We start from the raw sequence: 26,810 nt of genomic DNA, 5'->3' as shown, positions 1-26,810 counted from the left end.
GCGGTCTTCGCCCACTTCAACGCCGACTTCGAGACCCAGGACGACATCCGCGGCCAGGTCGGCGCGACGCTGATCTCGGGCACCCCGGCCTACGGGGCCGACATCCACGCCCAGATCCGCGCGGAAGGCCTCGAAGACGAGTGATCCGCTAAACGCCTGCGCGGGCTTGCCCCCCGCCCGCGCGGACCACGCGATGCGCGCCCGGTCTCTCTCTCCCCGGCAGCGCCCCGCGCATGCGCCCCCGTCCAGGCCCACCGGCCCGGGCGGGGGCGCTTTGCTTGAGGGGCGGTCTTGAGACCGGCCCTCCGCGGGGCTACCTCGCAAGGGATCCCAGACGAGAGCCCCGATGACCGACCAGACCGACCTGTCCCGATTGACCGACGCTTTGCTCCAGACGGCCCTCGACGCGGGCGCGGAGGCCGCGGACGCCTTGGCCGTCGACGGCACGTCGGTGTCGGTCGATGTCCTCAAGGGCGCGCTGGAGCAGGCGGAGCGCGCCGAAGGCGTCGAGATCGGCCTGCGCGTGCTGATCGGCAAACGCCAGGCCTGCGTGTCGGCCAGCGATACCAGCGAGCGAACGATGCGCGAGATGGCCGAGCGCGCGGTCGCCATGGCCCAGGCCGCCCCCGAGGATCCGCATATCGGACTGGCCGATCCAGGGGAGTTGGTCCGCGATTGGGACGCCGCCGTGCTGGACCTTGTCGATGACGGTCCCGCCCCGAGCCCCGAGACCCTGCAAGACATGGCGGCGCGGGCCGAGGCCGCGGCGCTCGCCGTCGACGGCATCAGCCAGGTGGGGTCCGCCAGCGCCTCCTATGGCGACCGGCGCCTTCATCTGGCGGCGACCAATGGCTTTTCGGGCGGCTACCGGCGCACGGGCACGTCCCTTTCCTGCGTGGCGATCACCGGAGAGGGCACGAAGATGGAGCGGGACTATTACGGCGACAGCCGCATCCACCGCGCCGACCTAGATAGCCCCGAAGATGTCGGCCGGATCGCGGCCGAGCGCACCGTGGCGCGGCGGGGCGCGACCAAGCCGCCGACGGGCGCCTATCCCGTCCTCTACGACGAGCGGGTCGCGGGGCAATTGATCGGCCACCTGCTGGGCGCGATCAACGGCAGCGCCGTGGCCCGGGGCGCGACCTTTCTGCGCGACGCGATGGGCGAGCCGGTGCTGCCCAAGGGGATCGACCTGATCGAGGATCCGACCCTGCGGCGCATCTCCGGCTCCAAGCCTTTCGACGCCGAGGGGCTGCCGGTGGCGCGGCGGGCCATCGTGCGGGACGGCGTGTTGCAAGGCTGGATGCTTGACCTCGCGACAGCACGCAAGCTGGGGCTGCAGAGCACCGGGAACGCATCGCGCGGCACGTCGACGCCGCCCTCGCCCGGGGCGGGGAACGTGCTGCTGACGCAGGGGGCGCGCAGCCGCGCGGAACTGATGGCGGAGATGGGGACCGGGCTTCTGGTGACCTCGATGATCGGCTCCTCGATCAACCCGACGACCGGGGATTATTCGCGCGGGGCGTCTGGGTTCTGGGTCGAGAACGGAGAGATCGTGCGCCCCGTGAACGAATGCACCGTCGCGGGCAATCTGCGCGATATACTGCGCTCGGTGATCCCGGCCAACGATGCGCGGACCTATGTCGGGCGACAGGTGCCGTCCTTGCTGGTCGAAGGGCTGACGATTGCGGGTGGCTGAGGCGGCCCTCCCCACCGAAGCGGCGGCGGATCGCGATCTGCTCTGCGAGGCGGCGCTGGAGGCGGGGCGGCTGGCGAGGTTCCATGCGCGGCGCGACCTGAAGGTGCGCGACAAGGGGGACGGACAGGGGCCGGTGACGGCCGCCGACCTCGCCGTGGATCGGATGCTGCGCGAGACGCTGACGGCGGCGCGGCCCGACTATGGCTGGCTGTCGGAAGAGAGCCCGGACGATCCCGCCCGCCTGTCCAGCCGCCGTGTCTTCGTCGTCGATCCGATCGACGGCACCCGCGCGTTCATCGCGGGAGAGACGAGCTGGGCGCATTCCCTGGCCGTGGTCGAGGATGGCGTGCCGGTGGCTGCCGCGATCTATCTGCCGATGAAGGACAGGCTCTATGCCGCGGCCCTGGGCCAGGGCGCCACGCGGGAGGGTTGGCCAATCGCGCCTTCGGGCCGCGCCGTGCTGGACGGGGCCGAAGTGCTGGGCGCCAAGCCCGCCTTTCGCGACGAGATCTGGCGCGGTGGGGTGCCTGCGGTGAGACGGCGCTGGGTCTCGTCGCTGGCATTCCGCCTGGCGTTGGCGGCGGAGGGGCGGTTCGACGCCATGCTCACCCTGCGCGACACGTGGGAATGGGACATCGCGGCGGGCACCCTACTCGTGACCGAGGCGGGGGGCGCGGCGACGACACGCGCGGGCGACGCGCTCCGCTTCAACAACCCGGCGCCCAAGCTTGCGGGGGTCGTTGCCGGGACCCGGGCGGTGCAAGGCGCGCTGCTGACGCGGCTCGCGCACCGCTGAAGGACCGACGGGCGACGCCTAGCGCCGCTGCCGCATACGGCTTCGGATCCGCTGCCATTCGCCCGGGAACAGCAGCACCGCGATGCCATAGCCTGCTGCAAATCCCGCCAGGTCCGCCGTCCAGTCTGGCACCCAGGACAGGCCCTGCCCGCCCACCAAGCCGAAAATCGGCTGGATCGCCAACAGGAAGCCCACCAGCAAAAACGCCTTGTCCGGCGGTGCCCGCGTCAGCCCTTTGCGGGTCAGCAGCGTGAACGCCCCGATGAGTCCATAGGCTGCGGGATAGCCGCCGAAGAGCGGCCGCTCGACCGAGAAGAGCAGCAGAAAGGCCAGCGCCCCGGCAAGCGCCGCGCCCCAGAACACCGCCCAAAGGCGCCAGCCGCGATAGACCGGCGCCACCGCGTTGCCCAGCGCAAGGACGAAGACCACCACGAAGGCCGCATGACCGAAGGACCCGTGCAGCAACGGGTAGGTGAACAACCGCGCCCATTCGCGAGGCACCCAGACGCCATTCTGCCACATCCAGGCAAAGAGCGGGTCGATCACGCTCCAGTCGCGGATCGCGGTCAGTCGCCAGCCCACGGCCTCCGCCCCGCCGATGAACCCGGCCTCCCCCGCCTGGAACATCACCTCCAGCCCGACGATCACCACGGCGATGACGACGACCTCGGGCGGCAGCGCGTTGAACGGGCTTTGGTTGCGAGGGTCTTGCATGGGCCGGGGCCTTCATTGACGCGGGTTGCGGGCAGGGCTAAGCGATGCGCCCGACCGACGCCACCCCGGAGAGATGCGCATGGCCGAGCCGACCTTCACCCCCCGTGTGTTTTCGGGGATCCAGCCCTCCGGCGGGCTGCACCTCGGCAATTATCTGGGCGCGATCGTCAACTTCGTCGACTGGCAGGAGCGGGGGACGCATGAGACCGTCTATTGCATGGTCGACCTCCACGCGATCACCGTGCCGCAGGACCCCGCCGCGCTGCGCCGCAACACCCGCGAGCTCTGCGCCGGCTTCCTCGCCTCCGGCATCGACCCCGAACGGTCGATCCTGATCAACCAGTCCCAAGTGCCCGAGCACGCCCAACTCGCCTGGATCTTCAACTGCGTCGCCCGGATGGGCTGGATGGAGCGGATGACCCAGTGGAAGGACAAGGCCGGCGCCAATGCGGAGCGGGCCTCGCTGGGCCTCTTCGCCTATCCCGCGCTGATGGCCGCCGACATCCTTATCTACCACGCGACCCACGTCCCCGTGGGCGAGGACCAGAAGCAGCATCTGGAGTTGACCCGCGACATCGCGGCCAAGTTCAACCACGATTACGGCGTCGAGTTCTTCCCGATGACCGAGCCGGTGATCGAAGGGGCCGCGACGCGGGTGATGTCGCTGAAGGACGGGACCAAAAAGATGTCCAAGTCGGACGCGGTCGATGGCAGCCGCATCAACCTGACCGACGACGCGGCCACCATCGCCAAGAAGTTCAAGAAGGCCAAGACCGACCCCGACCCCCTACCCGGCGAGGCCGCGGGGCTGGAGGGGCGTCCGGACGTGCGCAACCTCGTCAACATCTACGCCGCGCTCGACGGGCGCAGCGTCGACGCGGTGCTGGCGGAGAAGGCGGGCGGGCAGCTGGGCTACTTCAAGCAGGATCTGGCCGATCTCGCCGTGGCCAAGCTCTCGCCGATCTCAACCGAGATGGCGCGGCTGATGGGCGATCCGGCCGAGATCGACCGCCTGCTGGCCCGCGGGGCCGAGCGCGCGCGCGAGATCACGGTGCCGATCCTGGAAAAGACCTACGACATCGTCGGGATGGTGCGCTAAGCCGTCAGGCCGCGCGCACAGGCTCTTCCCCCAAAACTCCTCGGCAGGTGGCGGGCGATCTCCTGCCAGCTGTCGCCCGCGTTTTCGCTGACCAGGACCGAGCCCGTGTTCGTTCCGAAGCACAGCCCCCCGGGCCTGCCCGAATCACCCATCATTTCGCTTGGCGCCGGCTTCAAGTCTTGGACGCAATGGCCGGTCTCGCCCTTACCGGAGCTGCGCAGCAGCCGCCGGGGCTTCGTCTCGGCCCAGAGCGTGCCGCCCCACCAAACGAGGCTGCGACCCGGCACAGCCCTCCCCCGAGTCTTTCGTGACATGACCGACCGACGCGCTGCCACGGAAGGCCCCAACGACGGCACCCGGCCCTCCGGTTCGTCTGAACTTTCGGGTGGAGTGGCCGGGGCGGCGTCTGCCCCCCCTCAGAGAGGCAGGTGCCGGGCGCGGGCGCCGCGCTCGATCGCGGCGGCGTGGAGCGGGTCGATATTGAGTTCGTAGCGCAGCTCGCGCAGCAGTTGCAGCTCGGATTGCAGCACGTTCCCATCCGCCGCCGCCACGTCGCAGGCCAGCGCATAGGCCGTTTCGTGATGCGTATCGGGCAGCGCCCCACGCACCAGCCCAAAGATCGCGTCGAGCCCGTCCTCTTCCTCCAGCAGGTCGAAGACGGTCTGCGCGACCTGCTCCATCCGGTCCTCGTCATAGCCCGCGAAGATCGGCAGATGGTTCACGATGGCCTGGATCGTCAGCAACTCCGACGTCCGGATCGTCGCGTCGGAGGCCGAGACCGTGATCATCAGGGCCACCAGGGCGTCCTGGGCGGAAAAGGCGGGATCGGTCATGGGCAGGCTCCTTTCCGCAGGATTTATTGACGGCGCCGCGCCGCCGCAATAGGGGAGCGGACCTGCCCACCCCACGGAAAGGACGCCCCATGACCGCGCTCCGCGACGCCGCGATGACCTCCAAGGCCTGGCCCTTCGAAGAGGCCCGCCGTCTGCTGAAGCGGGTCGAGGGCATGAAAAAGGATCACGTCCTGTTCGAGACGGGCTACGGCCCCTCGGGCCTGCCCCATATCGGCACCTTCGGCGAGGTGGCGCGCACCACGATGATCCGCCGCGCCTTCGAGGTGATCTCGGACATCCCGACCCGGCTGATCTGCTTCAGCGACGACCTGGACGGGATGCGCAAGGTGCCCGGCAACGTGCCCAATTCCGAGAGCCTGCACGCCCATCTCCAGCGCCCGCTGACCGACGTGCCGGACCCGTTCGGCACCCATGAGAGCTTCGGCCATCACAACAACGCGATGCTGCGCCGGTTCCTGGACACGTTCGGCTTCGAGTATGAGTTTATCTCGGCGACCGAATTCTACCGCTCCGGCCAGTTCGACGAGACGCTGCTGCGCGCGGCCGAACGCTATGACGAGATCATGGCGATCATGCTCAAGACGCTGCGCGACGAGCGGCGCCAGACCTATTCGATCTTCCTGCCCATCCATCCCGAGACGGGCCGCGTCCTCTATGTGCCGATGAAGGACGTCTCCGACGGCCATGTCACCTTCGACGACGAGGAGGGGCGCGAATGGCGCCTGCCCGTCACCGGCGGCAACGTAAAGCTGCAATGGAAGCCCGACTTCGCCGCCCGCTGGGCCGCGCTGGGCGTCGATTTCGAGATCTACGGCAAGGACCATGCCGCCAACACGCCGGTCTATGACGGGATCTGCCGCACCCTGGGCGCCCGGCCGCCGGAGCATTTCACCTATGAGCTGTTCCTCGATGCCGAGGGGCGAAAGATCTCGAAGACCTCCGGCAACGGGATCTCGATCGACGAGTGGCTGACCTATGCGTCGACCGAGTCGCTCAGCTATTTCATGTATCAAAAGCCCAAGACGGCGAAGCGGCTGCATTTCGACGTGATCCCCAAGGCCGTCGACGAATATCACCAACAGCTGCGTGCCTACCCGGATCAGGACGCCGCCAAGCAGGTCAACAACCCGGTCTTCCATATCCATTCCGGCGCGGTGCCCGCCTCGGACATGGTGGTGCCGTTCTCGATGCTGCTCAATCTCGCTTCCGTCGCGGGGGCGGAGGATGTGGAAACGCTCTGGGGCTTCATCCGCCGCTATGCGCCCGACGCCTCGCCCGAGCACAATCCCCAGCTGCACGCCGCGGCCGAGGGCGCGGTGCGCTACTATAACGATTTCGTGAAGCCGGCGAAGACCTACCGCCTGCCCGACGCCACCGAGCGCGAAGCCCTGGAGGAGCTCCGCGATCGGCTGCGCGCCTGGGACGGGGAGCGGACGGACGAGGCGTTCCAATCCGCCGTCTACGAGGTCGGGCGGGAGCGGTTCGACCCCATGCGCGCTTGGTTCCAGGCGCTCTATCAGGTGCTGCTGGGCGCCGATCAGGGGCCGCGCTTCGGCGGGTTCGTCGCGCTTTACGGGGCGGCGGAGACCGCCGACCTGATCGACCGTGCTCTGGCCGGAGAGCTGGTGCGCGACAGCGCGGCAGCCTGACGCGGGGTCAGGCGCGCGGCTTGATCGCGCGCTCGGGCCCGCTACCGTTCCGGGACGCCAGAAAGGGTCCCGTCATGAGACATATTCTTTTCGCTGCGGCCTTCGCCGCGCTCTGTTGGCCGGCCCTGGCGCAGCAGGACGCCTTCAAGGGCGTGATTGGCGCGCAGATCGAGGCTTTCCGCGCGGACGACTTCGACACGGCCTTCACCTTCGCCAGCCCCGGCATCCAAGGCATGTTCCGCACCCCCGACAATTTCGGGCGGATGGTGCGGCAGGGCTATCCGATGGTCTGGCGCCCGGAGCGCGTGGAATATCTAGGCGCTCAGCGCGAAGGCCCGGGCTGGCGGCAGGAGATCCTGGTGACCGACATGGAGGGACGGCTGCACAAGCTGGCCTATACCATGGTCGAGACGCCGGAGGGCTGGAAGATCGCCGGTGTCCAACTGTTGCGCGCGCCGGAGGTCGGGGCCTGAAAGCCACGCCGGTCTCGGTGTCCTCCCCAGGGCCTCGACCGCAGCGCCGGCGGCGATGGCGGGGAGGGGGGCCAGCCCCCCACTCACTGCGTTCGTCCCCCCGGGATATTTGAACAGGGAAGAAGAGGGGTCTAGGGGAGATTCCCGCACCGGTCTTGGCACGGACGGGGCAAAGGTCTGCGGCTCCCGCCGGACGGTCCCGGCCAGAGGCAGACCGGGGAGGTTATTCCGCCGCCAAGACGACCGGTTCCGTCGGACGGAACAGCATCGCCACCATCGACACGTCGTCGTCGAAGCCCTGTATCCCCGCATGGGCCCGAAGCCCCGCCTCTATATCGTCGATGGCGCCGGTGGCGTCAGGCCGGGCGGCCGCGAGCAGGCGGATAAGCCCTTCCTCCTCCAGCATGTCGCCCCAAGTATCCATGCTCTCCGTCAGCCCGTCGGAATAGGCGAAGACGAGGTCGCCGGGATGGAGCTGCGCCGTCTGGCCTTCGTAGGTGAGGTCTGGCAGCATACCGACGGGGAAGCCCTCGGCCCCGACCCTCTCCACCCGGCCATCGGCGCGGCGGATCAACAGATGCGGGTGGCCGGCGCGGCACATCCGGACATGGCCGGTGACGAGATCCACATAGGCCAGCACGGCGGTAAAATAGATGTCCGTGTTAAAGTGCTGCATCATCAATTCGTTGAGGCGGCGCATGACCTGTTCGGGCGGGTCAGCGGGCCCCTCCGGTTCGGAGAAGGCGATGCTGCGCCCGACATCGGTGTCCTTGAAGAGACCGGCCAGCCGCCCGGTCATCAGGGCCGAAGCGATCCCGTGGCCGGACACGTCGACGGAGTAGAGCGCCACCTCGGTCTCCGACAGGTCGAACCAGCCGACCAGATCGCCGCCGATCTGCTGACAGGGGAGCAGCCGGAGCGACAGGTCCGACTGCCCGACGCGCCGCGTCTCCCCGGGGAGGAAGGACCGTTGCAGCTTGCGCGCCTCGTCCAGGTCGCGGTCGACGAGTTCCTTCATGGCCTGAAGATCCGACAGGCTCTTTTGGATCTCGTGATTCCGATGCTCCAACTCCTCCTGCATGTCGAGAATGCGGCGGCCGGCGGCGATGCGGGCATGGAGTTCCGACAGGTCGATGGGACGCGTCAGGAAGTCGTCGGCCCCCGCGCTGAGGCCGGCGGTCTTGGTCCGCGTCTCGGTATGCGAGGTGACGAGGATGAAGTAGGTGAAGGAGGCGCGCGGCATCTTGCGGAAGGCCGCGCAGAACTCTGGCCCGTTCAGCCCGGGCATCTGCCAGTCGCTGATGATGATGCGGATGCGATCGCCCTCGGGCCCGCCGCAGATTTGCAACGCCTGCTCCGCCGAGGAGGCCGTGATGACCTCCATCCCCGTCTTCTTGAGCACCGCAGCGACCAGCCGCCGCTGCGCCGCGCTGTCGTCGACCACCAGGACGCGATAGGGCGCCGTCCGAATGGACGGAGAAGGCATGGACGGCTCGACTGCTTTCATGGACCTCGGATCCGCTGACCGTTCCCGGCTTCGCATGCCCGCCCTTAAGGCAACGTGAACGATCCGGGGAATCTGCTTCGCCCTGGGCTTTTACGAAGGCTTAAGAGATGCCGTGCCAGAAAAGGGCATGGTCGATGTCCACCGCATAGAAGAACTTCGCAGCGAGATCGGAGAGGAGGACATGCGCGCCGTCCTGGAGATCTTTCGCATCGAGGCCGACCAGGTCATTCGCGCCATCGAGACGCCGCTCGATGATGAGGGACATGCCAAGGCCATCCATTTCCTGCGCTCCGGCGCGCTGAACCTGGGCCTGACCAGTTTCGCCGGCCAGACCGAGGACCTGGCGAATATCCCGCGGGAGGGCCGTGCGAAATGCGGCAAGATCCTTCGTCAGGCATTAGATCTGTCGCTGTCCAAGATCGACTTGCTTAACGCCACGGCCTAGACCCGGCGAAGGCCCAGGCAACGATTGGCCGGGACGGGGAACGGCTTCATCCCGTCCAAAGGGCGTCGGGTTCGGACGGTTTGGAGAGGCTCGACAGGGCTGCGCCAACGGGGCCTTGCCGGGTCGCGCGGCGCGCGACAGAGCGGCGCGTCATGCGGAGCGGCCCGGTATCGTTATGGCGAGCAGCGGATTACACAGAGCGGCACGTTATACCGGTTAGCGCATTATACAGACCGGCGTGTTATGGCGTTATCCGGCACGCCCCTTGGCGGTGACGCATTCGCGGGTGGCGGCCACCCAACCTGCCTCTCACCCCAGCAGCCTCTCGGACGCAGACTCTGCCCCGAGCAATAAGGCTCCAAGGTCTGAAGCGGCCGGGGGGCCCGAGGCCTCCCGCGGCCGGGCAACGCAGGGATCAGATCACCAGCTCGCCCAACATCGGGTCGTCGCTCAGGTCGCGCCACGCAAATCCACCCGCTTCCATCCGGGCTTCCAACGCAGCGAAGGCCTCCGGCGAACCGCTCTCGATCCCGATAAGGACCGAGCCGAAATTCCGCGCCGACTTCTTGAGATACTCGAATCGCGCGATGTCGTCTTGCGGCCCCAGCAGGTCCAGGAAGTCGCGCAGCGCGCCGGGCCGCTGGGGCAGGCGGAGGACGAAATATTTCTTCGTCCCGGCATAGCGCATCCCCCGCTCCTTGACGTCGGGCAGGCGCTCAAAGTCGAAATTACCTCCGGTCGTCACACAGACCACGCGCCGCCCGGAGATCTCGGGCCCCAGATCGCGCAGCGCATCGACGGATAGCGCGCCAGCGGGCTCAAGAACGATGCCTTCGATGTTCAGCAACTCCTGCATGGTGATGCAGACCCGATTCTCGGGCACGCGCAGCACATGCTGCGGCGGAACGTGGCGCAGGATCTCGAACGGCTTGGCCCCGATCCGGGCCACGGCCGCGCCATCCACGAAGTTGTCGAGCCGGTCCAGCGTGACCGGCTTCCCCGCCGCAAGGGCCGCGGCCAGCGATGCGCCGCCGAGGGGCTCGACATAGCGGATCTCGGGCACGGTGCCGCGGGCACGCAAATAGCTCAGCATCCCCGCCGACAGCCCTCCGCCCCCAACCGGCACCACCAGCAGGTCGGGCACGCCGCCCAATTGCTCCACCATCTCCACGGCGACCGAGGCCTGCCCCTCGATCACGTCCGGGTCGTCGAAGGGCGACAGGAAGGCCGCCCCCGACTCGGCGCACCAGGCGCGCGCGGCGGCGAGCGTGTCGTCGAAGAAATCGCCCACCAGCCGGATCGTGACCCGGTCCCCGCCGAAGAGCCGCGTCTTGTCGACCTTCTGACCGGGCGTCGTCACCGGCATGAAGATCGTGCCGTCCACGCCCAGATGGCGACACATCCAGGCGACGCCCTGCGCATGGTTCCCGGCGCTGGCGCAGGCCACGCGTCCCCCGTCCAGCTTGCGCATCGCATTGAACGCGCCGCGCAGCTTGTAGGAGCGGACAGGCGTCAGATCCTCGCGTTTGAGCCAAATGTCCGCGCCGAAACGGTCCGACAGATAGTCGTTGCGCATCAGCGGCGTAGGCGGGAAGACGGCGCGCATCGCCTCGGTTGCGGCCTCCGCCGCTCGGACGACCTCATTCAACGGGCCGGCCCTCGACGAGATGGCCATAGAGGGCCGTCAAGGTCGATACCCCGATCATCAGCGCGATCCAGCCCACGACGCCCTCGTAGATCACGGTGATCGGGCCCGCGTCTCCGTCCAGCATCGTCGGCACCTGAAACAGCAGCGGCAGGGCGAGGGAAATCGCGGCCAGGGTCGCGATGGCCCCGTTCGTGTCCCGCGTCGCCTCCATCGCCTCGCCGAAGGTCATGAACTTGCCCACCGCGCGCGCGGGCAGAACCACGCCCAAGCGGTAGAAGACCAGCGAGCCGAGGAAAATGCCGATCAGCGGCACCAGGGGAAGGAAGGACGGGATCGCGGCCGCCACCGCGCCCAGAGGGATCATGATCCCGACGACCGCCAGCATCACCAGCAGACCGATCAGGAAAACGCGCCAGAAATAGCCCAGCATCTCGGGCACATGCATCATCGGGATCCAGCCCCGCGCCGTCTCGCCCAGGAGCGCATAGCGGTGCCAGGCCACGGCCACCCAAAGCGAAACGATCATGTTCAGCAGCGCGGTCAGCACCAGCCCTCCGGCCATCTCGCTCATCGCCGCCGTCATCCCACCGGGCGTCGCCTCGCCGTTTTCCAGATCGAGGCGGCTGAGATCCGTCACGGGCTCGCCCACCAGCCAGAGAGAGGCCGCGATCAGCACCGCATAGGGCACCAACGAGACGCGCAGCGCCTCGCCCAGGTTCTCGATCAGCAGGTTCACCGCGCGCAGGAACAGCTTCCAGCCCAGCATCGTCGCCTCCTTGGCATTAGCCGGCTCAGCCGTAAGCCGCGCCCCCGCCCGCGTCAACGAAGCGGGTCCCCCAGGAAGGCAGCAATAGGTTGCATTGAGGCAAACCTCCATGCCGCTGGGGAATTCCCATGACGACGCCCCATCCTGGTCAGAGCGCCGTCTCCCCCCTCGCCCAGACCCTGATCGGGCGCTCCCGCGTCCGAGCCGTCGATGTCGGCAGCGCCCAGGGCAGCGGCCCGTGGCCCGCCCTGAGCGGCGTGCGAGGCGAGAGCCGCCCGAACGCGCGATATCCTTGGAGCGACCATGACGCAGCGGATGCTGGAGCGCGCCCCGGAACTGACCCGACCCGCCCGCGCCCGCTTGCGGGCGGGCGCGTTTGCGCCTACCCCGTCCCCCGGACAGACGGAGGCCCACATGGACGCGCCAAAGAAGGTCGTGCTCGCCTATTCCGGCGGGCTCGACACCTCGATCATCCTCAAATGGCTGCAGACCGAGTACGGCTGCGAGGTCGTCACCTTCACCGCCGATCTCGGCCAGGGCGAGGAGTTGGAACCCGCCCGCAAGAAGGCCGAGATGATGGGCGCGACCTCGATCCATATCGAGGACCTGCGCGAAGAATTCGTCCGCGACTTCGTCTTCCCGATGTTCCGCGCCAACGCGCTCTATGAGGGGCTTTATCTGCTGGGCACCTCCATCGCGCGCCCGCTTATCTCCAAGCGTCTGGTCGAGATCGCCGCGGCCGAGGGGGCCGATGCGGTCGCCCATGGCGCGACCGGCAAGGGCAACGACCAGGTCCGCTTCGAGCTGGCCGCCTATGCGCTCAACCCCGACATCAAGGTCATCGCGCCCTGGCGGGAATGGGACCTGTCGAGCCGCACCAAGCTGATCGACTTCGCCGAGAAGCATCAGATCCCCATCGCCAAGGACAAGCGCGGCGAGGCGCCGTTCTCGGTCGATGCCAACCTTCTGCACACGTCCTCCGAAGGCAAGGTGCTGGAGGATCCGTCCCAAGAGGCGCCGGATTACGTGTTGCAGCGCATCACCCGGCCCGAGGACGCGCCCGACACGCCCGAGATGGTCGAGATCACCTTCGAGAGGGGCGACGCGGTGGCCATCGACGGCCAGCCCATGTCCCCCGCCGCGATCCTGACCCGGCTCAACGAACTGGGCGGCAAGCACGGCGTCGGCATCCTCGATCTGGTCGAGAACCGCTTCGTCGGCATGAAGTCCCGCGGCATCTACGAGACGCCGGGCGGCACGATCCTGCTGGAGGCCCATCGCGGCATCGAACAGATCACGCTCGATTCGGGGGCTGGGCACCTCAAGGACTCGATCATGCCGCGCTACGCGGAACTGATCTACAACGGCTTCTGGTTCTCGCCCGAGCGCGAGATGCTCCAGGCACTGATCGACAAGAGCCAGGAGCATGTCACGGGCACGGTCCGGTTGAAGCTCTACAAGGGCTCGGCCCGCACGGTCGCGCGCTGGTCCGATCACAGCCTCTATTCCGAGGCGCATGTGACCTTCGAAGAGGATGCCGGCGCCTACGATCAGGCCGACGCCAAGGGCTTCATCCACCTGAACGCGCTGCGGCTGAAGCTGGTGGCGAACCGCAACAAGCGCGTGGCCGGGGGTTGACCAAGCCGGCGATCTAACGATCATGGCGCCTAGCAAGATCGGTGCATTTCGCACTAGGCTGGGGCGACAGCCGGCCTTTTGTCTGCTGTCGCGTAGTGACATGTGCCTAGCGAGACTGGAACCTGGAATGAACGTCACGATCTTTGCAGCCACCGCCGCCGCCTTGGTCCTCGCGGGATCCATGGCTTCGGCCGTCCCGGTCGCCTTCACCGATCTCGCGGCCTGGACGTCCGCCAATTCGTCCCGCGCGACGAGCGTCGAGGACCTCGAGGCGGCGACCGTCGGCAATATCCCGGGGCTGTCGGTCGATCTCGGACTGTTCACCTCCACCCTGGCGGCATCTTCGGTTGTCCATGAGATCGAGCTGGACGACACGCTTCCGACGAAGGCCCTCGAAGTCTATTTGAGCGCGAACCAGGGCACGACGATGACCTGGGACGATTTCGACGTCGGTCCCGTCTTCGGGATCGGCATGGATATCGGATCGCTCGACGCGAACGGGATCACGATTACCGTGAACGGCACGCCGCTCTTCTTCTCCGGCAGCAACCCGAGCTTCATCGGCGTGACCGACACCGCCCCGATCCAGAGCCTCGTGTTCAGCTCCCAGAACGAGCAGTTCGACGTCGACAACATCCGCTTCGCCACGGCCACCATACCGCTCCCGGCCGGCATCGCCTGCCTGCTCGGGGCCTTGGGCCTTCTGGGCCTGACGGCGGGACGCCGCACGCGGAGGGCATGAGGGCCACGACCGCCGCGCGAGCGGCATGAGGTCGGAACGGTCGTCAACCGCGCAGAGGGCCTCCGCATCGTGAGCCTCCGTCGGCTGCTGATCACCTTCGTGATCTGCGTGCTGGGCGTGCTCGTCTTCCGCGCGCTCTCCCTGCCGCTGCCTTTCTTGCTGGGCCCGCTGCTCGCCTGCCTGATGGCTGCGCTCGCGGGCATGCGGCTCGCCGCCTACACGCCGCTGACGGACCTGATGCGCACGATCCTGGGCGTGGCCGTCGGCGCTTCGATCACCCCCGCCCTGGTGGGCCAGCTGCCCTCCATGGCGCTCAGCCTCCTGCTCGCGCCGCTCTTCCTCTTGGCCTCCGGCCTTGCGGGCTATCCCTATCTGCGCAGGCTTTGCGGCTTCGACCGGGCCACGGCGTTCTACGCGGCCATGCCCGGCGGCCTCCAGGACATGCTCCTTTTCGGCGAGGAGGCGGGGGGCGACCCCCGCGCGCTGTCGCTGCTCCACGCCACGCGCGTGCTGTTGATCGTGGTCATCGTCCCGGCCCTCCTGACGCTGATCTGGTCCATCGACCTGACCCAGACCCCCGGGGCCCCTGCCGCCAGCTTCCCGCCCAGCGAGCTTGCGATCCTCGCCATCGCGGGCATCCTCGGCTGGAAGATCGCCGCGCGCGTGGGCCTCTTCGGCGCGTCCATCCTGGGCCCGATGCTGCTGACCGCCGTCCTGTCGCTCTCCGGGCTCGTCACCCAGCGCCCCCCGGCCGAGGCCATCCAGGCCGCGCAGTTCTTCATCGGCATGGTGGTGGGCGTGAAATATTCCGGCATCACCCTCACCGAAGTCCGCCGCTTCCTCACGGCGGGGCTGGGCCATGCCGTCATCCTCACGGCCATCGCCGCCCTCTTCGCCGAAAGCGTGGTCCTCTTGGGCCTCGCACCCCAGATCGACGCCATCCTGGCCTTCTCGCCCGGCGGGCAGGCCGAGATGGCGCTGATGGCCATCGTCGCGGGGGCCGACGTGGCCTATGTCATCCTGCATCACGTCACCCGCATCGTGCTGGTCATCACCTGCGCGCCCTTCGTCTTCCGCTGGCTTCAGCGCCGGACGATGAAATAGAGAAAGGGAGCGTCCCGCGACGGTTTTGAGCGAGCGGGCGATGCCATCGCCCGGCGCGGTCACCCGGTCGCGATGAAACGTCATTGGCCGGCCCCGCGTTGACGGCTCAAAGGAGGCCCCATGAAACATCTCATCCTCGCCAGCCTCGCCCTGGCCCCGCTCCCCGCCGCCGCCGACATCCAGACCGCCTATGTGGCGGGAGGCTGCTTCTGGTGCGTCGAGGCCGATTTCGAGTCCGTCCGGGGCGTGGGCGATGTCGTCTCGGGCTTCACCGGCGGCACGACGCCCGATCCCGTCTATCGCCGCTCCGGCGATCACATCGAGGCGGTGCGCATCCCCTTCGACGACGAGGTGATCTCCTACCGGCAGATCTACGACCTCTTCCTGCGCTCCATCGATCCGTTCGATGCGGGCGGGCAGTTCTGCGACCGGGGCCTGGAATACACGGCCGCGATCTGGGTCGAGACGCCCGAGCAACGCGCCGCCGCCGAGGCCGCCGTGGCCGCCGCCGAAGCCGAGCTCGGCCGCGAGATCGTGACGCCGATCCGTGACGCAAGCCGGTTCTATCCCGTTGGCGACTATCACCAGGATTACTACAAGTCCGACGACCGGCTGGGCGTGACCTCCGTAGGTCTCTTCGTCACCAAGGCAGACGCCTATAAGCGCTACCGCCAGGGCTGCGGCAGGGACGCGCGCGTTCGTCAGGTCTGGGGCTCCGACGCCCCCTTCGCGAAAGCATCCGGCAGCTGACGCCGCCCCCTTCTTCCCTGCTCAAATATCCCCGGGGGGGGGCGAAGCGGGGGCAGAGCCCCCTCCGCCCGTCGGGTCCGCACCGAACGGCAGGGTCATCGCGCCCGCCGCTTGCCCCCGCGCCGCGCCCCGGGCGTCTTGGAATGAAAGTCGGCGGGCCGCTTGCGGACCCATTCGATGAATCTCTCCAACCGGGGATGGCGGCGCAGCGCTTCGGGCGTGTTCCAGAGCCGCGCCAATTCCGCCTCCGAAGCGCTGGCATGGATCTCGTTATGGCAGATCTGATGCAGCAACACCGTCGGCCCGCCCTTCCCTCCGCGCAGCTTCGGCACGAGATGGTGCAGGCTCTGCGGCGTGCCCGGCAGGATAGGGCGCTCGCAGAGCGCGCAGAGGGGCTGGTCGGGAGCGTCGGCGTCTGACATGCCCCGAAGAATGGAGCGCGAGACCCTGAAGCCAAGCGTCGCCGTGATCGGCGCCGGCCCCGCCGGCCTGATGGCGGCGGAGGCCGCGGCCGCCGCGGGCGCTGTGGTGACGATTTACGACCACATGCCAAGCCCCGCGCGCAAGCTGCTGATGGCGGGCAAGTCAGGCCTGAACGTCACCCACACGGCGCCCGATTTCGCCGCGCGCTACAACTGCCCGTCGCTGGCCCGGATGGTCGAGACCTTCGGCCCGGCGGAGGTGCGCGCCTGGATGGCGGGGCTCGGCCAGACGACATTCGAAGGCTCGACCGGCCGCGTCTTCCCCCATGCGATGAAGGCCTCGCCCCTGCTCCGCGCCTGGCTGGCTCGGCTGGACGCGGTAGGCGTCACGCTTCACCGCCGCGCTCGGTGGACCGGCTGGGACGGCCCCGCGCTGACCTTCGCCGACGGCACCCGCATCCACCCCGAAGCGACCGTGCTGGCGCTGGGCGGCGCGTCCTGGCGGCGGCTGGGCTCGGACGGAGCCTGGGCCGACCTGCCGGACCTCGCCCCCCTCGTCGCGCCCTTCGCCCCGTCCAATGTCGGGCTGCGGATCGACTGGTCGCCCCACATGCGCAGACATTTCGGAGCCGCCCTGAAGAATGTCGGCCTGATCGTCGGCGGCACGACCTATCGCGGCGAGATCGTCCTCTCCGCCAAGGGCCTGGAGGGCGGCGGCCTCTACCCCCATACACCCGCCCTGCGCGCGGGCGCCCCCCTCGCCCTGGACCTCAAGCCCGACCTGACCGAGGCGACCATCCGTGACCGCCTGGCCCCGCTGGCCAAGCGCAGCGTCAAGGACCGTCTCCGCCGCGCCCTGGGCCTGGGCCCCGCCCAGATCGCCCTGCTCCAGGAATTCGCCCGCCCCCTGCCAAAGGACCTCGCCCCCCTGATCAAGCGCCTGCCCGTCCCCCATGCCGGTCTCCGCCCGCTCGACGAGGCGATTTCGACGGCGGGCGGTCTCCGCTGGGACGCGCTCGACCCAAGCCTGATGCTGACCTCCCGCCCCGGCACCTTCGCTGTGGGCGAAATGCTCGACTGGGAGGCGCCCACCGGCGGCTGGCTGATCACCGCCTGCCTCGCCACGGGCCGCCATGCGGGCCGGGCCGCTGCCGCATGGGCAGCCAACAGGGTAACCACCGATTAGGGTTAACGCGCCCCTTCGGACAGCGCGCCTCCCCCATCACGGGTTCGCAAATACTCATATCCCGCTCGCCCTCGCAGGCACGAATGGCTAGGTCAGAGCGCCCGATACCCGTCGAGCCAGCCCAAGGTCGCATCCGTGTCACCGCCCGGCTTGTACTCCGCCCCCAGCGGCCCATCCCAGCCGAGCGCGGGCAGCAGGCGATCGAACGCGATCTCTCCCTCGTCCGGCCGCCCCCGCGCGGGCACGCCGGCGAATTGCACATGCCCGACCGCGTGTCGCAGCGACTCAAACCGGCGGGTCAGGTCGCCCTCCATGATCTGCACATGGTAGCAGTCGAACATCAGCTTGAGGTTCGGCTTCTTGACCGCATCGATCAGCTTCAGCGCCTGCCCGGTCGTCGTCAGGAAGTAGCCCGGCGCGTCGTAGCGGTTGAGCGGCTCGATCAGGATCATCAGGTCGGGCGCGGCGTCGCAGGCATAGCGCAGCGCATCGCAAAACGTCGCCTCGGCCGCCATCCCCTGGGCGAAGCCCGCCATGGCATGGACCGCCCCGGCCCCGATGGCGCGCGCATAGACGATCGCCTCGTCGATCGCCGCCCAGGCCTCCGCCTCCTTGCCGGGCAAGGCGCACAGACCGTTTGTCTCGCCCCTGCGGGTGTTGAGCCCCAGGCAAGGCAGCCCGGTCTCGTCCAGCGCGGCCTTCACCTCGGCCGCGTCCGTCTCATAGGGCCAATGCAACTCGACCGCGTCGAAACCCGCCGCCTTGGCCGCGCGGATCGCATCCGGCAAGGGTCGGTCGGCCCAAAGAAACCCGAGATTGGCGGAGAATTTCATGCGTCCCACTCCAGATCGAACTTGGTTACCAGACCCGCCACCTGACCGTCGGTCAGGGCCCGCGGCCCCATCCCGCGGGTCAGCAGCACCAGCTTGGCCGTTGCCTCCAACTCCTCGATGGCGTTGCAAGCGGCTTCCACATCCTTGCCCGCCACGACCGGCCCGTGATTGGCCAACATCACCGCCGAGCGCTTGCCCGCCAGACCGCGCACCGCCGCGCCCATCGCCGGGTCGCCCGGCATGAAATAGGGCAGCAACTCCACCTGCCCCAATTGCATCACCGCGTAGGGCGTCAGCGGCGGCAGGAACGTCTCCCCCGGCTCCCGCAGCATCGAGAGCGCGACGGAGTGGCAGGAATGCAGATGCACCACCGCCCCGCAATTGCGCGTGTCGTAGAAGGCCGCATGCAGCGGCATCTCCTTGGTCGGCTTGTCGCCCCCGATATGCCGCCCGTCCGCGTCGAACCGCGACAACCGCCCCGGATCGAGCCGGCCAAAGCTGGTCCCCGTGGGCGAAACCAGCAGACCGCCATCCTCGGTCCGGGCAGAGATGTTGCCGGTCGACCCATGGGTCAGCCCGCGCTCATAGAGCGAGCGCGCCAGCAGGCACATCTGTTCCCGCAGCACCGCCTCAGCCATGGGCGATGGCCCTTTGGAAGGCCGGGCGCGCGCGCATTGCCGTCATATGCGTCCGCAATCCCTCAGGCAGGTCGAACCGCAGCCCCTCGGCCCAGCCGCAGCAATGGGCGAGCAGGAAATCCGGCACCAGCGGCTCCGCGCCCATCAGGAAGGGCCCCTCGATCAAATCGGCCATCACCTCCGCATAGCGACCGAATTGCCAGCGCAGCGAGTCCTTCACGGCGGGCACCCGGTGCTCTTCCGGCAGGACGAAGCTGTGCTTGGCATAGGCCCAGAGCACCGCGTCGAAGGTCTCGTTGATGGTGTTGGTCAGCGCGTCCTGGCGGGCGCGCAGATAGCTGCCCGCGGGATGGGTGAACCGCCCCGCCCGGTCGGCGAGAAAGGTCATCTGCGCGACCGAATCGAAGACCGGCCCCTCCTCCGTCACCAGAACCGGGATCTTGCCCAGGGGGGACACGGCCCGCGCCCCCTCGGACCGGGGCGCCGTCGGAACCCATTCGAAGGGTATGCCGAGTTCCTCCAACAGCCAGAGCGGGCGCAGCGCGCGGCTCTTGACCTCCCCGTGCAATCTCAACATCGCGTGCCTCCTCCGACGCGTCCGTCCGAACGTCGGCTCGGATCGACATCCCTCCCTTCTTCCCTGTTCAAATATCCCGGGGGTCCGGGGGCTGGCCCCCGGTCCCGCAGAAAACGCAGGGGCGCCGGTCGGGGGGTCGCGAGCGGACCTCTCCGGCCCCTCTTCGCGCGCGCGCGCCTCTGGATCAACCCGCGCCGTCGCGCTACGCCGTCAAACCATGACCCATCGCCTCACCGACCTGGCCGCCAGCCTGCCCGCCTCCGTCCCCTTCGTTGGCCCCGAAGCGCAGGAACGCGCCCGCGGCGCCCCCTTCACCGCGCGGCTGGGCGCGAACGAGAGCCCCTTCGGCCCGTCCCCCCGAGCCGTGGCCGCGATGGAGGCCGCTGCCCGCGATGTCTGGAAATATGGCGACCCCGAATATTTCGACCTGCGCCACGATCTGGCTGCCCATCACGGCGTCCGCCCCGAGGAGGTGGTCTGCGGCGAAGGGATCGACGGCCTGCTGGGCTATCTTGTGCGCCTGCTGGTCGGGCCGGGAGACGCCGTGGTCACCTCGGCGGGCGCTTATCCCACCTTCGGCTATCACGTGACCGGCTATGGCGGCACGATCCATACGGTGCCCTATCGCGACGATCATGAAGACCCGGAGGCGCTCGCCGCCAAGGCGCGGGAGATGGGGGCCAAGCTCGTCTACCTCGCCAACCCGGACAACCCGATGGGCACCTGGCTGCCCGTCGACGCCATCGCGCGAATGCTCGACGCCCTGCCCGAGGGATGCCTGCTCTGCCTCGACGAAGCCTATGCCGATCTCGCCCCGCCCGAGGCGGTGCCCCCCCTCGACACGAGCGACGGGCGGCTGATCCGAATGCGGACCTTCTCCAAGGCGCACGGGCTGGCGGGGCTGCGCGTGGGCTATGCGCTGGGCCATGCCGATCTGATCGGCGCCTTCGACCGGGTTCGCAACCATTTCGGCCTGGGCCGCGTGGCACAAGCGGGCGCCCGGGCAGCCTTGGCCGATACCGCGTGGCACAGCCATGTCCTGGCGCAGGTGGCGCAGTCGCGGGACGCCATCGCCGCGATTGGCCGGGCCAACGGGCTCACGCCGATCCCATCGGCGACGAATTTCGTGACGCTCGATTGCGGGCGGGACGGCGCCTTTGCCCGGCGGGTCCTGGAGCGCCTGATCGAGCGGGGTATCTTCGTGCGGATGCCGGGCGTCGCTCCACTGGACCGCTGCGTCCGGATCAGTTGCGGCACCCCGGCGGATATGGAGGCGCTGGCCGCGGCCCTGCCGCTCGCGCTCGTCGATGCCGCGACCCCGGCCTGACGGCCCGCCACACACGCGGATGTGACTCCGGGGCGGGCGCATTCCCGCCCAGCCGCGGCTCATGCGCGTTGCCTGCCTTCGCGCACCGCCCTACCCTCCGGGCGAGCTAACCTGCGGAGGGCGCCCATGCGCGACGACCACCCCGGAAAGGTCGAGGACTACACCGAGGCGTTCCTGTGGACGGCCTACATGATCCTCGTCGTCGGGCTCGTTCTGATCTGGGGGCTCTGGGGTTATCTGATCGCGCTCCTCACCTGCGCCGGCCTGCATTGGGCCATCACCCGCTGGTCCGTCGCCCGCGCCCGCGCCGAAGCGGATTGGGATGCCCGCGTCGCCGCGGCCATCGCCCGAGCCCGCGCGCGCGAAGATCGCCCCTGAGCCCCGGTCCCGGACGCCGCGGCGGGAGGTCGCCGAGCCTGTCCGGTCCCGTCCACCGCAGAACAGACCCGGATAGGCTGACACGGGGCGAGACGGTTGGCACGAAGGGGTCTCTTCAACGATCCCGGCGCGTCTGAAGCCGAGCCCCCGACCGACAACGACGGAGGATCCGCGCTCCCGCATCCCCTCTGCGAGTGCCGCTCCGATCCCGCTAGCCGGTCGGCAGGCGGACCGGCTCCCCTTACGGCCCGCCTGTCCTTCCCCCGCCCCACCAACGGGCGAAGAGCGCCGGCAGGCGCGATGAGCTCAGGCTTGGGCCAGCGCCTTCGCGGCGGCCGACAGCCCACCGGGGCCATGGGGCACGCCTAGCGCGTCCAGCCCCGCTTCGATCCCGCCCAATGTGCCCATCACGACATGGCCGTTGACATGGCCCATATGTCCGATCCGGAAGAAACCATCCCATTCCGGCGAGCCCATCGGCGCCATCCCGACCCCGATCCCCAGGGTCAGGCCGAACTGCTCTTCGCACCAAGTGCGCAGCTCCGTCCCGCGCTCGGGCAGGCGGACGGAGGTGACGGCGTGGCTGCGATGAGCCGCGTCGCGGACGTTCATCTCCAGCGGGCCGTCCCGCTCCCACGCCTCCAACGCAGCCCAGACGGCGCGGGCGAGGGCCGCGTGACGTGCCCAGACAGCCTCCATCCCCTCTTCGTGGATCATGTCCAACGCCTCGCGCAGGCCGTAGAGGTGATGGGTCGGGGCGGTGCCGTTGAAATAGCGGAAATAGACCTCCGGGTTGGTGCGCGGACGCCAATCCCAATAGCCGGTCACGCAATCCGCCCGCTCCCGCGCGCGGTCGGCCTTGTCGTTGTAGAAGACGAAGGCCAGCCCCGGCGGGGTCATCAGCCCCTTCTGGCAGCCGGTGACGGCGACATCGACGCCCCATTCGTCCATCTCGAACCGGTCGCAGCCCATGGAGGCGATGCAATCCGCCTGGAGCAGCGCAGGGTGCCCAGCCGCATCCAACTCCCGCCGCAGGGCGGCCGCGTCCGAGCGTACCGAGGACGAGGTGTCCACATGCACCATCAGCACCGAGCGGATCTCGTGCCCCTTATCGGCGCGCAGCCGCTCGCCCACGGCCGCCGGATCGATCGGCCCGCGATTGCCGAAATCCATGATCTCGGTCCGCAGCCCCAGCCCCTCGGCCATCGTCGCCCAGCCATCGGCGAAGGAGCCGGTCTTGGGGATCAGCACCAGATCGCCGCGGGAATGGGTGTTGGCCAGGCAGGCCTCCCAGGCGGCATGGCCGTTGCCGATGTAGATCGTCGCGTGATGCTCGGTCCGGGCGACGCGCTTGAGGTCGGGAAACAGGGAATGCGTCATCTCGATCAACGGACCCTGATAGATATTTGGGCTGGGCCGATGCATGGCCCGCAACACCCGCTCCGGCGCCATGGAGGGACCGGGGATGGAGAGCGCATGGGGTCCCTTGGCCAAGCTGACCCGGCTCGCAATCTCGTCGCGCATCGTCGTCCCTCCTGCACGCTATGGAAGGGAGCTAGCCCCCCGCCCGGCGGGGGTCAATCGGCCCTTGGCCCGCGTTCACGGATCCTTATGTCTGGGGGCATGACCCGCACCCTCCTCCGCGTGTCCGGCGCCGACCGGACGAAGTTTCTCCACGGCCTGCTGACCCGGGACGTTCCCGAAACGGGGCTCGGCTATGCCGCCCTGCTCAGTCCGCAGGGGAAGTATCTCGCCGATTTCCTGACGTTTCGTGAAGATGACGCGATCTTCCTCGACGTGGCCAGCGACCTCGCCCCGGGCCTCGTCAAGCGGCTCTCGATGTACAAACTCCGCGCCGATGTGGCCATCGAGCCCACCGACCGCCCCGTGGCGAGGGGAACTGGCGAAGAGGCGCCGACAGGCGCGATGAGCGACCCGCGCCCCGGCATGGGCTGGCGCCACTACGATGGCGCGGCCTCGGACGAGACCGACTGGGACGCGGTCCGGGTCGAGCACCTCGTCCCAGAGACCGGCATCGAGCTCATCCCGAACGAGAGCTACATCCTGGAGATGGGCTTCGAGCGCCTCGGCGGCGTCGACTTCAAGAAGGGCTGCTATGTCGGCCAAGAGGTCACCGCCCGCATGAAGCACAAGACCGAGCTCCGAAAGGGCCTCGCCCGCGTGACAGGCGCGGTGGTTCCGGGCGAGATCACCTCCGGAGGCCGCCCTGCGGGGACCATCCACACGATCTCGGGCGACCGCGCCCTCGCCTACCTGCGCTTCGACCGGGCAGACGGGATGGAGAGTGCGGCGGGGGCGGTGTCGTTGGATGCGAGCGGCTGAGACGCGCGCATTTGGGGATCGCGTGATCGTCACTGCCCGGTCCTGATACCGCCATGATCTTCATAAGCCTTGCTACCTTCGAGCACTTGTGCCTGTCTGCCCACCAAGTTCGAGTTCCGGAGTTTCCAATGCGCGCCTTCCTTCCAATTGCGGCTCTTGCCGTGTCCCTCGCCGGTCCTGCGGCATCGGCGGTCGTCATCAATATCGGCGGGGTCGAGGGTGGCGGGTCCACGACACTGACCTTCTCGGGATCGACGCAGACTCAGGGCAATGGCAGCGTCAGGGCGACAGGCGCGCTTGGTTGGAGCGAGACCGACGCGTTTCAGCCCTTTCGAAGCGATTCGATCCCGTTCCTCTCGGACACCACCATTCAGGATGTGATCTACACGCTGACCGGGACGCCGACACTCACGATCGGGGCCGAAACGCGGACGCTGACGCAACTCTTTCTCGACTCGGATGCCGGCACTTTGAGTGGTTCGGACGATCTTGGCCTCCGCGTGGGGTCGGAGCTGGTTTATTCGTCAGGTCAGACCGTCACCTTCTCGGGTTCCGGGACCATCGCTCTCGATATCACGTCCTTCAACTACGGGACCTACACGAACGGTGGGTCTAGTCTTAACCGCATCGGCGTCCTGGCGCCTGAAGACGACGTCACCTTCATCGTCGCGCCGACTCCGGTGCCGACACCCGCAGCGCTTCCTCTCCTTCTCGCCGCGCTTGGCGGGCTTGCCCTTTTCCGCCGCCGGACCTGAGTCCGCGCGCGGCGGCACCGGAAGCGTCCCGGCCTGACGCCGCCCCTCCCGGATGCAGCCTGCGGATGGACCGGGACGTCCGGCACAGGGGCCAACGCCCGGCCTCCTTGGGCTGGGCGAGGTCCACTCCCCTCCGCTATGCCGCGCACTGAACTGCCGACTGAGGTGCCCAATGGTGCGGAATTTCGGTATGATCCATATCAGACCCGCATCAGGCTGACGCCAGACCTGGACTCCGAGGCCCCCGACCCGTTTGCCCCTCGCGCCCGTCGCCCCTACCTAGGACGCGACACACACCACGAGGCCCACTCCATGACCCTTCTCCGCGACGCCAACGCCACCCCGGGCGGAGAGCCCTCCGACAAAGGGCTCGGCGACCTGCCCGACTGGAACCTCGACGACCTCTATACCGGCGAGGACGCGCCCGAACTCAAGCGCGACCTGGCCTGGCTGCAGGAGGAGGCGGCCAGCTATGCCGCCGATTACGAGGGCAAGCTGGCGACGCTGGATGCAGCCGAGATGCTCCGCGTGATCCAGCGCCACGAAAAGATCGACGAGGTCGCGGGCCGGATCATGTCCTTCGCGGGCCTGCGGTACTACCAGGAGACGACCAACGCCTCCCGCGCCAAGTTCCTGTCCGACATGCAGGACAAGATCACGACGATCTCCACGCCGCTCGTCTTCTTCGGGCTGGAGTTCAACCGGATCGAGGACGACCGCTACGAGGCGCTGATGGCCGCGAATGCGGACCTCGCCCGTTACCGCCCCGCGCTGGACCGGCTGCGTGCGATGAAGCCGTATCAGCTGTCGGACGAGCTGGAGAAATACCTCCACGACACCTCGGTCGTCGGCGCCTCGGCCTGGAACAAGCTGTTCGACGAGACCATCGCGGGCCTGACCTTCGACGTTGACGGCGAGGCGCTGGGCATCGAGTCGACGCTGAACCTGCTGACCGATTCCGACCGTTCGAAGCGCGAAGCGGGCGCGCGCGCCCTGGCCGAGGTCTTCGGCAAGAACGTCCGCACCTTCGCCCGCGTCCACAACACGCTCGCCAAGGAGAAGGAGATCGACGATCGCTGGCGCGGCCTGCCGTCGCCCCAGGCCAGCCGCCACATCGCCAACCATGTCGAGCCGGAGGTGGTCGAGGCCCTGCGCAACGCCGTGGTCGCCGCCTATCCGCGGCTCAGCCACCGCTACTACAAGCTGAAAGCCAAGTGGCTGGGACTGGACACGCTCCAGGTCTGGGACCGCAACGCGCCGCTGCCGATGGAGGAGACGCGGATCGTCAATTGGGACGAGGCGCGCAAGACGGTGATGGACGCCTATGCCGGGTTCGACCCGAAGATGGCCGAGATCGCGGAGCCGTTCTTCGACAAGGGCTGGATCGATGCAGGTGTCAAGCCGGGCAAGGCCCCCGGCGCCTTCGCCCATCCCACCGTCACGACGGTGCACCCCTACGTGATGCTGAACTACCTCGGCAAACCGCGCGACGTGATGACCCTTGCCCATGAGTTGGGCCACGGCGTCCACCAGGTGCTGGCGGCGGCCCAGGGCGAGATGCTGGCCTCCACGCCGCTGACCCTGGCCGAGACCGCGTCGGTCTTCGGCGAGATGCTGACCTTCCGCGCCATGCTGGACGGCGCGAAGGACGACGCCCAGCGCAAGGTGATGCTGGCCGGCAAGGTCGAGGACATGATCAACACGGTCGTCCGCCAGATCGCGTTCTACGATTTCGAGTGCAAGCTCCACGCCGCCCGCCGCGAGGGGGAGCTGACGCCGGAGGATATCGACGCGCTGTGGATGTCCGTTCAGGCTGAAAGCCTCGGGCCCGTCTTCGAGTTCATGCCCGGCTACGAGCACTTCTGGGCCTATATCCCCCATTTCGTCCACTCGCCCTTCTACGTCTACGCCTATGCCTTCGGCGACGGGCTGGTGAACGCGCTCTATGCCGCCTACGAGGACGCGCCCGAGGGCTTCCAGGAAAAGTATTTCGAGATGCTCCGCGCGGGCGGCTCCAAGCACCACAAGGAGCTGCTCGCCCCCTTCGGCCTGGACGCCTCCGATCCGGCCTTCTGGGACAAGGGGCTGAGCATGATCGAGGGGTTCATCGACCAGCTTGAGGCGATGGACGGGTGAGCCCGTGGCCGCGGTGGACGAAGGGGTGACGATGGATGATGTTCTCCCCCGGTCCGCCTGCGGAGAGGGCAGAGCCGGGGGCCAGCCCCCGGACCCCCGGGATATTTATGCAGGGAAGAAGGGAGCGGAGGGCGCTCGATGAGGCCGTCACGAGGTTCTCAGAAGGATCTCGAACAGAAATGATCGGTCGCCCCCCTCTTTGACCCTCTGCCGGTTTGCGAAGGTCATCATGGCCGCCGTCATCGTCCCGGGCGCCGTCAAGGGATAGCGTTCGGCCACGGACGATGCGATCCGGATCCGGGACGGAGTCGGGTTGCTGCTCTGATTGGTT

The 26,810-nt window shown here is 68.3% G+C and carries 26 protein-coding genes; 16 read left to right on the top strand and 10 right to left on the bottom strand.

What is annotated here, in order from left to right; translation table 11 throughout:
• The first annotated feature begins 346 nt into the window (after positions 1–346).
• Positions 347–1,699 (top strand): TldD/PmbA family protein, encoded by a 1,353-nt coding sequence (locus DTQ71_RS16870; RefSeq protein WP_109565469.1) that lies wholly within the window; start codon positions 347–349, stop codon positions 1,697–1,699.
• Positions 1,692–2,495 (top strand): 3'(2'),5'-bisphosphate nucleotidase CysQ, encoded by an 804-nt coding sequence (locus DTQ71_RS16865; RefSeq protein WP_245947623.1) that lies wholly within the window; start codon positions 1,692–1,694, stop codon positions 2,493–2,495. The genes DTQ71_RS16870 and DTQ71_RS16865 overlap by 8 nt, the downstream gene beginning before the upstream one ends.
• A gap of 18 nt (positions 2,496–2,513) precedes the next feature.
• Here the strand turns inward: DTQ71_RS16865 and DTQ71_RS16860 are convergent, their stop codons facing one another.
• A complete protein-coding gene (locus tag DTQ71_RS16860; RefSeq protein WP_109565468.1) occupies positions 2,514–3,209 on the bottom strand; it encodes a rhomboid family intramembrane serine protease in 696 nt (231 codons plus the stop codon).
• A 79-nt stretch (positions 3,210–3,288) separates the two neighbouring features.
• On the opposite strand from DTQ71_RS16860, the gene trpS reads away from it, so the two are divergent.
• Positions 3,289–4,308 (top strand): tryptophan--tRNA ligase, encoded by a 1,020-nt coding sequence (trpS, locus tag DTQ71_RS16855; RefSeq protein ID WP_109565467.1) that lies wholly within the window; start codon positions 3,289–3,291, stop codon positions 4,306–4,308.
• 416 nt (positions 4,309–4,724) lie between these two features.
• On the opposite strand, the gene DTQ71_RS16845 is transcribed toward trpS, so the two are convergent.
• Complete coding sequence (locus DTQ71_RS16845; protein WP_109565466.1) at positions 4,725–5,141, bottom strand: tellurite resistance TerB family protein; 417 nt, start codon at positions 5,139–5,141, stop codon at positions 4,725–4,727.
• 89 nt (positions 5,142–5,230) lie between these two features.
• Between DTQ71_RS16845 and DTQ71_RS16840 the strand changes: the two genes are divergently transcribed.
• On the top strand, positions 5,231–6,811 hold the full coding sequence (locus DTQ71_RS16840; protein WP_109565465.1) for a lysine--tRNA ligase: 1,581 nt from the start codon (positions 5,231–5,233) through the stop codon (positions 6,809–6,811).
• 74 nt (positions 6,812–6,885) lie between these two features.
• Positions 6,886–7,284 carry a DUF4864 domain-containing protein gene (locus DTQ71_RS16835; RefSeq protein ID WP_109565464.1) on the top strand — a complete coding sequence of 133 codons (399 nt, stop codon included), beginning with the start codon at positions 6,886–6,888 and terminating at the stop codon, positions 7,282–7,284.
• A gap of 223 nt (positions 7,285–7,507) precedes the next feature.
• Here the strand turns inward: DTQ71_RS16835 and DTQ71_RS16830 are convergent, their stop codons facing one another.
• Positions 7,508–8,791 (bottom strand): PP2C family protein-serine/threonine phosphatase, encoded by a 1,284-nt coding sequence (locus tag DTQ71_RS16830; protein WP_170125467.1) that lies wholly within the window; start codon positions 8,789–8,791, stop codon positions 7,508–7,510.
• A gap of 112 nt (positions 8,792–8,903) precedes the next feature.
• On the opposite strand from DTQ71_RS16830, the gene DTQ71_RS16825 reads away from it, so the two are divergent.
• Positions 8,904–9,236: a hypothetical protein gene (locus DTQ71_RS16825; RefSeq protein ID WP_146204885.1), complete on the top strand. Its 333-nt coding sequence runs from the start codon at positions 8,904–8,906 to the stop codon at positions 9,234–9,236.
• Positions 9,237–9,651: 415 nt separating this feature from the next.
• On the opposite strand, the gene ilvA is transcribed toward DTQ71_RS16825, so the two are convergent.
• Entirely contained in the window at positions 9,652–10,884 is a 1,233-nt protein-coding gene (gene ilvA, locus DTQ71_RS16820) for a threonine ammonia-lyase IlvA (protein WP_245947622.1), read from the bottom strand.
• Positions 10,877–11,650, bottom strand: a complete 774-nt coding sequence (locus DTQ71_RS23220) for a hypothetical protein (protein WP_146204884.1) — start codon at positions 11,648–11,650, stop codon at positions 10,877–10,879. Before DTQ71_RS23220 ends, ilvA begins: the two co-directional genes overlap by 8 nt.
• Before the next feature lie 414 nt (positions 11,651–12,064).
• Between DTQ71_RS23220 and DTQ71_RS16815 the strand changes: the two genes are divergently transcribed.
• From DTQ71_RS16815 to msrA, 4 genes are all read left to right on the top strand, one after another.
• Positions 12,065–13,288, top strand: coding sequence for an argininosuccinate synthase (locus DTQ71_RS16815; RefSeq protein WP_109565460.1), 1,224 nt, complete (start codon positions 12,065–12,067; stop codon positions 13,286–13,288).
• Between the two features lie 127 nt (positions 13,289–13,415).
• On the top strand, positions 13,416–14,030 hold the full coding sequence (locus DTQ71_RS16810) for a hypothetical protein (RefSeq protein WP_109565459.1): 615 nt from the start codon (positions 13,416–13,418) through the stop codon (positions 14,028–14,030).
• Positions 14,031–14,099: 69 nt separating this feature from the next.
• On the top strand, positions 14,100–15,134 hold the full coding sequence (locus DTQ71_RS16805; RefSeq protein ID WP_109565458.1) for an AbrB family transcriptional regulator: 1,035 nt from the start codon (positions 14,100–14,102) through the stop codon (positions 15,132–15,134).
• A gap of 120 nt (positions 15,135–15,254) precedes the next feature.
• On the top strand, positions 15,255–15,884 hold the full coding sequence (msrA, locus tag DTQ71_RS16800) for a peptide-methionine (S)-S-oxide reductase MsrA (protein WP_109565457.1): 630 nt from the start codon (positions 15,255–15,257) through the stop codon (positions 15,882–15,884).
• A 95-nt stretch (positions 15,885–15,979) separates the two neighbouring features.
• Here msrA and DTQ71_RS16795 read toward each other — a convergent pair whose 3' ends face one another.
• A complete protein-coding gene (locus tag DTQ71_RS16795; protein ID WP_109565456.1) occupies positions 15,980–16,306 on the bottom strand; it encodes an HNH endonuclease in 327 nt (108 codons plus the stop codon).
• 10 nt (positions 16,307–16,316) lie between these two features.
• On the opposite strand from DTQ71_RS16795, the gene DTQ71_RS16790 reads away from it, so the two are divergent.
• Positions 16,317–17,492: a TIGR03862 family flavoprotein gene (locus tag DTQ71_RS16790; protein ID WP_109565455.1), complete on the top strand. Its 1,176-nt coding sequence runs from the start codon at positions 16,317–16,319 to the stop codon at positions 17,490–17,492.
• A 92-nt stretch (positions 17,493–17,584) separates the two neighbouring features.
• Here the strand turns inward: DTQ71_RS16790 and DTQ71_RS16785 are convergent, their stop codons facing one another.
• Genes DTQ71_RS16785 through DTQ71_RS16775 form a run of 3 tightly spaced genes read right to left on the bottom strand, consistent with a single transcriptional unit; the run spans position 17,585 to position 19,540 of the window.
• Positions 17,585–18,325, bottom strand: a complete 741-nt coding sequence (locus DTQ71_RS16785) for a hydroxypyruvate isomerase family protein (RefSeq protein WP_109565454.1) — start codon at positions 18,323–18,325, stop codon at positions 17,585–17,587.
• Positions 18,322–18,963 (bottom strand): 3-oxo-tetronate 4-phosphate decarboxylase, encoded by a 642-nt coding sequence (gene otnC / locus DTQ71_RS16780; RefSeq protein WP_109565453.1) that lies wholly within the window; start codon positions 18,961–18,963, stop codon positions 18,322–18,324. The genes DTQ71_RS16785 and otnC overlap by 4 nt, the downstream gene beginning before the upstream one ends.
• Positions 18,956–19,540 (bottom strand): glutathione S-transferase family protein, encoded by a 585-nt coding sequence (locus tag DTQ71_RS16775; RefSeq protein WP_109565452.1) that lies wholly within the window; start codon positions 19,538–19,540, stop codon positions 18,956–18,958. The genes otnC and DTQ71_RS16775 overlap by 8 nt, the downstream gene beginning before the upstream one ends.
• A 217-nt stretch (positions 19,541–19,757) precedes the next feature.
• Between DTQ71_RS16775 and DTQ71_RS16770 the strand changes: the two genes are divergently transcribed.
• On the top strand, positions 19,758–20,867 hold the full coding sequence (locus tag DTQ71_RS16770) for a pyridoxal phosphate-dependent aminotransferase (RefSeq protein ID WP_109565451.1): 1,110 nt from the start codon (positions 19,758–19,760) through the stop codon (positions 20,865–20,867).
• 126 nt (positions 20,868–20,993) lie between these two features.
• Positions 20,994–21,245 carry a hypothetical protein gene (locus DTQ71_RS16765; RefSeq protein WP_109565450.1) on the top strand — a complete coding sequence of 84 codons (252 nt, stop codon included), beginning with the start codon at positions 20,994–20,996 and terminating at the stop codon, positions 21,243–21,245.
• Positions 21,246–21,551: 306 nt separating this feature from the next.
• On the opposite strand, the gene DTQ71_RS16760 is transcribed toward DTQ71_RS16765, so the two are convergent.
• Positions 21,552–22,769 carry a pyridoxal-phosphate-dependent aminotransferase family protein gene (locus DTQ71_RS16760; RefSeq protein ID WP_109565449.1) on the bottom strand — a complete coding sequence of 406 codons (1,218 nt, stop codon included), beginning with the start codon at positions 22,767–22,769 and terminating at the stop codon, positions 21,552–21,554.
• A 99-nt stretch (positions 22,770–22,868) separates the two neighbouring features.
• Between DTQ71_RS16760 and ygfZ the strand changes: the two genes are divergently transcribed.
• The 3 genes from ygfZ to DTQ71_RS16745 all read left to right on the top strand — a co-directional run bounded on the left by ygfZ (position 22,869) and on the right by DTQ71_RS16745 (position 26,479).
• Positions 22,869–23,588: a CAF17-like 4Fe-4S cluster assembly/insertion protein YgfZ gene (ygfZ, locus tag DTQ71_RS16755; RefSeq protein WP_109565448.1), complete on the top strand. Its 720-nt coding sequence runs from the start codon at positions 22,869–22,871 to the stop codon at positions 23,586–23,588.
• A gap of 53 nt (positions 23,589–23,641) precedes the next feature.
• On the top strand, positions 23,642–24,343 hold the full coding sequence (locus DTQ71_RS16750; RefSeq protein ID WP_109565447.1) for a VPLPA-CTERM sorting domain-containing protein: 702 nt from the start codon (positions 23,642–23,644) through the stop codon (positions 24,341–24,343).
• 312 nt (positions 24,344–24,655) lie between these two features.
• Positions 24,656–26,479 (top strand): M3 family oligoendopeptidase, encoded by a 1,824-nt coding sequence (locus DTQ71_RS16745; RefSeq protein ID WP_109565446.1) that lies wholly within the window; start codon positions 24,656–24,658, stop codon positions 26,477–26,479.
• The last annotated feature ends 331 nt before the right edge of the window (positions 26,480–26,810 follow it).

This window comes from Jannaschia seohaensis, from assembly GCF_900116765.1.
GTDB lineage: Bacteria > Pseudomonadota > Alphaproteobacteria > Rhodobacterales > Rhodobacteraceae > Jannaschia > Jannaschia seohaensis.
This window is presented reverse-complemented; position numbering and strand designations above follow the sequence as displayed.

What these genes read in the sequence shown, in the direction of transcription:
- DTQ71_RS16860 (WP_109565468.1), bottom strand. Translation starts at nt 3,209, where the DNA reads ATGCAAGACCCTCGCAACCAAAGCCCGTTCAACGCGCTGCCGCCCGAG.
- DTQ71_RS16815 (WP_109565460.1), top strand. Translation starts at nt 12,065, where the DNA reads ATGGACGCGCCAAAGAAGGTCGTGCTCGCCTATTCCGGCGGGCTCGAC.
- msrA (WP_109565457.1), top strand. Translation starts at nt 15,255, where the DNA reads ATGAAACATCTCATCCTCGCCAGCCTCGCCCTGGCCCCGCTCCCCGCC.
- DTQ71_RS16840 (WP_109565465.1), top strand. Translation starts at nt 5,231, where the DNA reads ATGACCGCGCTCCGCGACGCCGCGATGACCTCCAAGGCCTGGCCCTTC.
- DTQ71_RS16765 (WP_109565450.1), top strand. Translation starts at nt 20,994, where the DNA reads ATGCGCGACGACCACCCCGGAAAGGTCGAGGACTACACCGAGGCGTTC.
- DTQ71_RS16770 (WP_109565451.1), top strand. Translation starts at nt 19,758, where the DNA reads ATGACCCATCGCCTCACCGACCTGGCCGCCAGCCTGCCCGCCTCCGTC.
- trpS (WP_109565467.1), top strand. Translation starts at nt 3,289, where the DNA reads ATGGCCGAGCCGACCTTCACCCCCCGTGTGTTTTCGGGGATCCAGCCC.
- DTQ71_RS16830 (WP_170125467.1), bottom strand. Translation starts at nt 8,791, where the DNA reads ATGAAAGCAGTCGAGCCGTCCATGCCTTCTCCGTCCATTCGGACGGCG.
- DTQ71_RS16835 (WP_109565464.1), top strand. Translation starts at nt 6,886, where the DNA reads ATGAGACATATTCTTTTCGCTGCGGCCTTCGCCGCGCTCTGTTGGCCG.
- otnC (WP_109565453.1), bottom strand. Translation starts at nt 18,963, where the DNA reads ATGGCTGAGGCGGTGCTGCGGGAACAGATGTGCCTGCTGGCGCGCTCG.
- DTQ71_RS16785 (WP_109565454.1), bottom strand. Translation starts at nt 18,325, where the DNA reads ATGAAATTCTCCGCCAATCTCGGGTTTCTTTGGGCCGACCGACCCTTG.
- DTQ71_RS16745 (WP_109565446.1), top strand. Translation starts at nt 24,656, where the DNA reads ATGACCCTTCTCCGCGACGCCAACGCCACCCCGGGCGGAGAGCCCTCC.
- DTQ71_RS16750 (WP_109565447.1), top strand. Translation starts at nt 23,642, where the DNA reads ATGATCTTCATAAGCCTTGCTACCTTCGAGCACTTGTGCCTGTCTGCC.
- DTQ71_RS16845 (WP_109565466.1), bottom strand. Translation starts at nt 5,141, where the DNA reads ATGACCGATCCCGCCTTTTCCGCCCAGGACGCCCTGGTGGCCCTGATG.
- DTQ71_RS16790 (WP_109565455.1), top strand. Translation starts at nt 16,317, where the DNA reads ATGGAGCGCGAGACCCTGAAGCCAAGCGTCGCCGTGATCGGCGCCGGC.
- DTQ71_RS16810 (WP_109565459.1), top strand. Translation starts at nt 13,416, where the DNA reads ATGAACGTCACGATCTTTGCAGCCACCGCCGCCGCCTTGGTCCTCGCG.
- DTQ71_RS16775 (WP_109565452.1), bottom strand. Translation starts at nt 19,540, where the DNA reads ATGTTGAGATTGCACGGGGAGGTCAAGAGCCGCGCGCTGCGCCCGCTC.
- DTQ71_RS16870 (WP_109565469.1), top strand. Translation starts at nt 347, where the DNA reads ATGACCGACCAGACCGACCTGTCCCGATTGACCGACGCTTTGCTCCAG.
- DTQ71_RS23220 (WP_146204884.1), bottom strand. Translation starts at nt 11,650, where the DNA reads ATGCTGGGCTGGAAGCTGTTCCTGCGCGCGGTGAACCTGCTGATCGAG.
- DTQ71_RS16760 (WP_109565449.1), bottom strand. Translation starts at nt 22,769, where the DNA reads ATGCGCGACGAGATTGCGAGCCGGGTCAGCTTGGCCAAGGGACCCCAT.
- ygfZ (WP_109565448.1), top strand. Translation starts at nt 22,869, where the DNA reads ATGACCCGCACCCTCCTCCGCGTGTCCGGCGCCGACCGGACGAAGTTT.
- DTQ71_RS16795 (WP_109565456.1), bottom strand. Translation starts at nt 16,306, where the DNA reads ATGTCAGACGCCGACGCTCCCGACCAGCCCCTCTGCGCGCTCTGCGAG.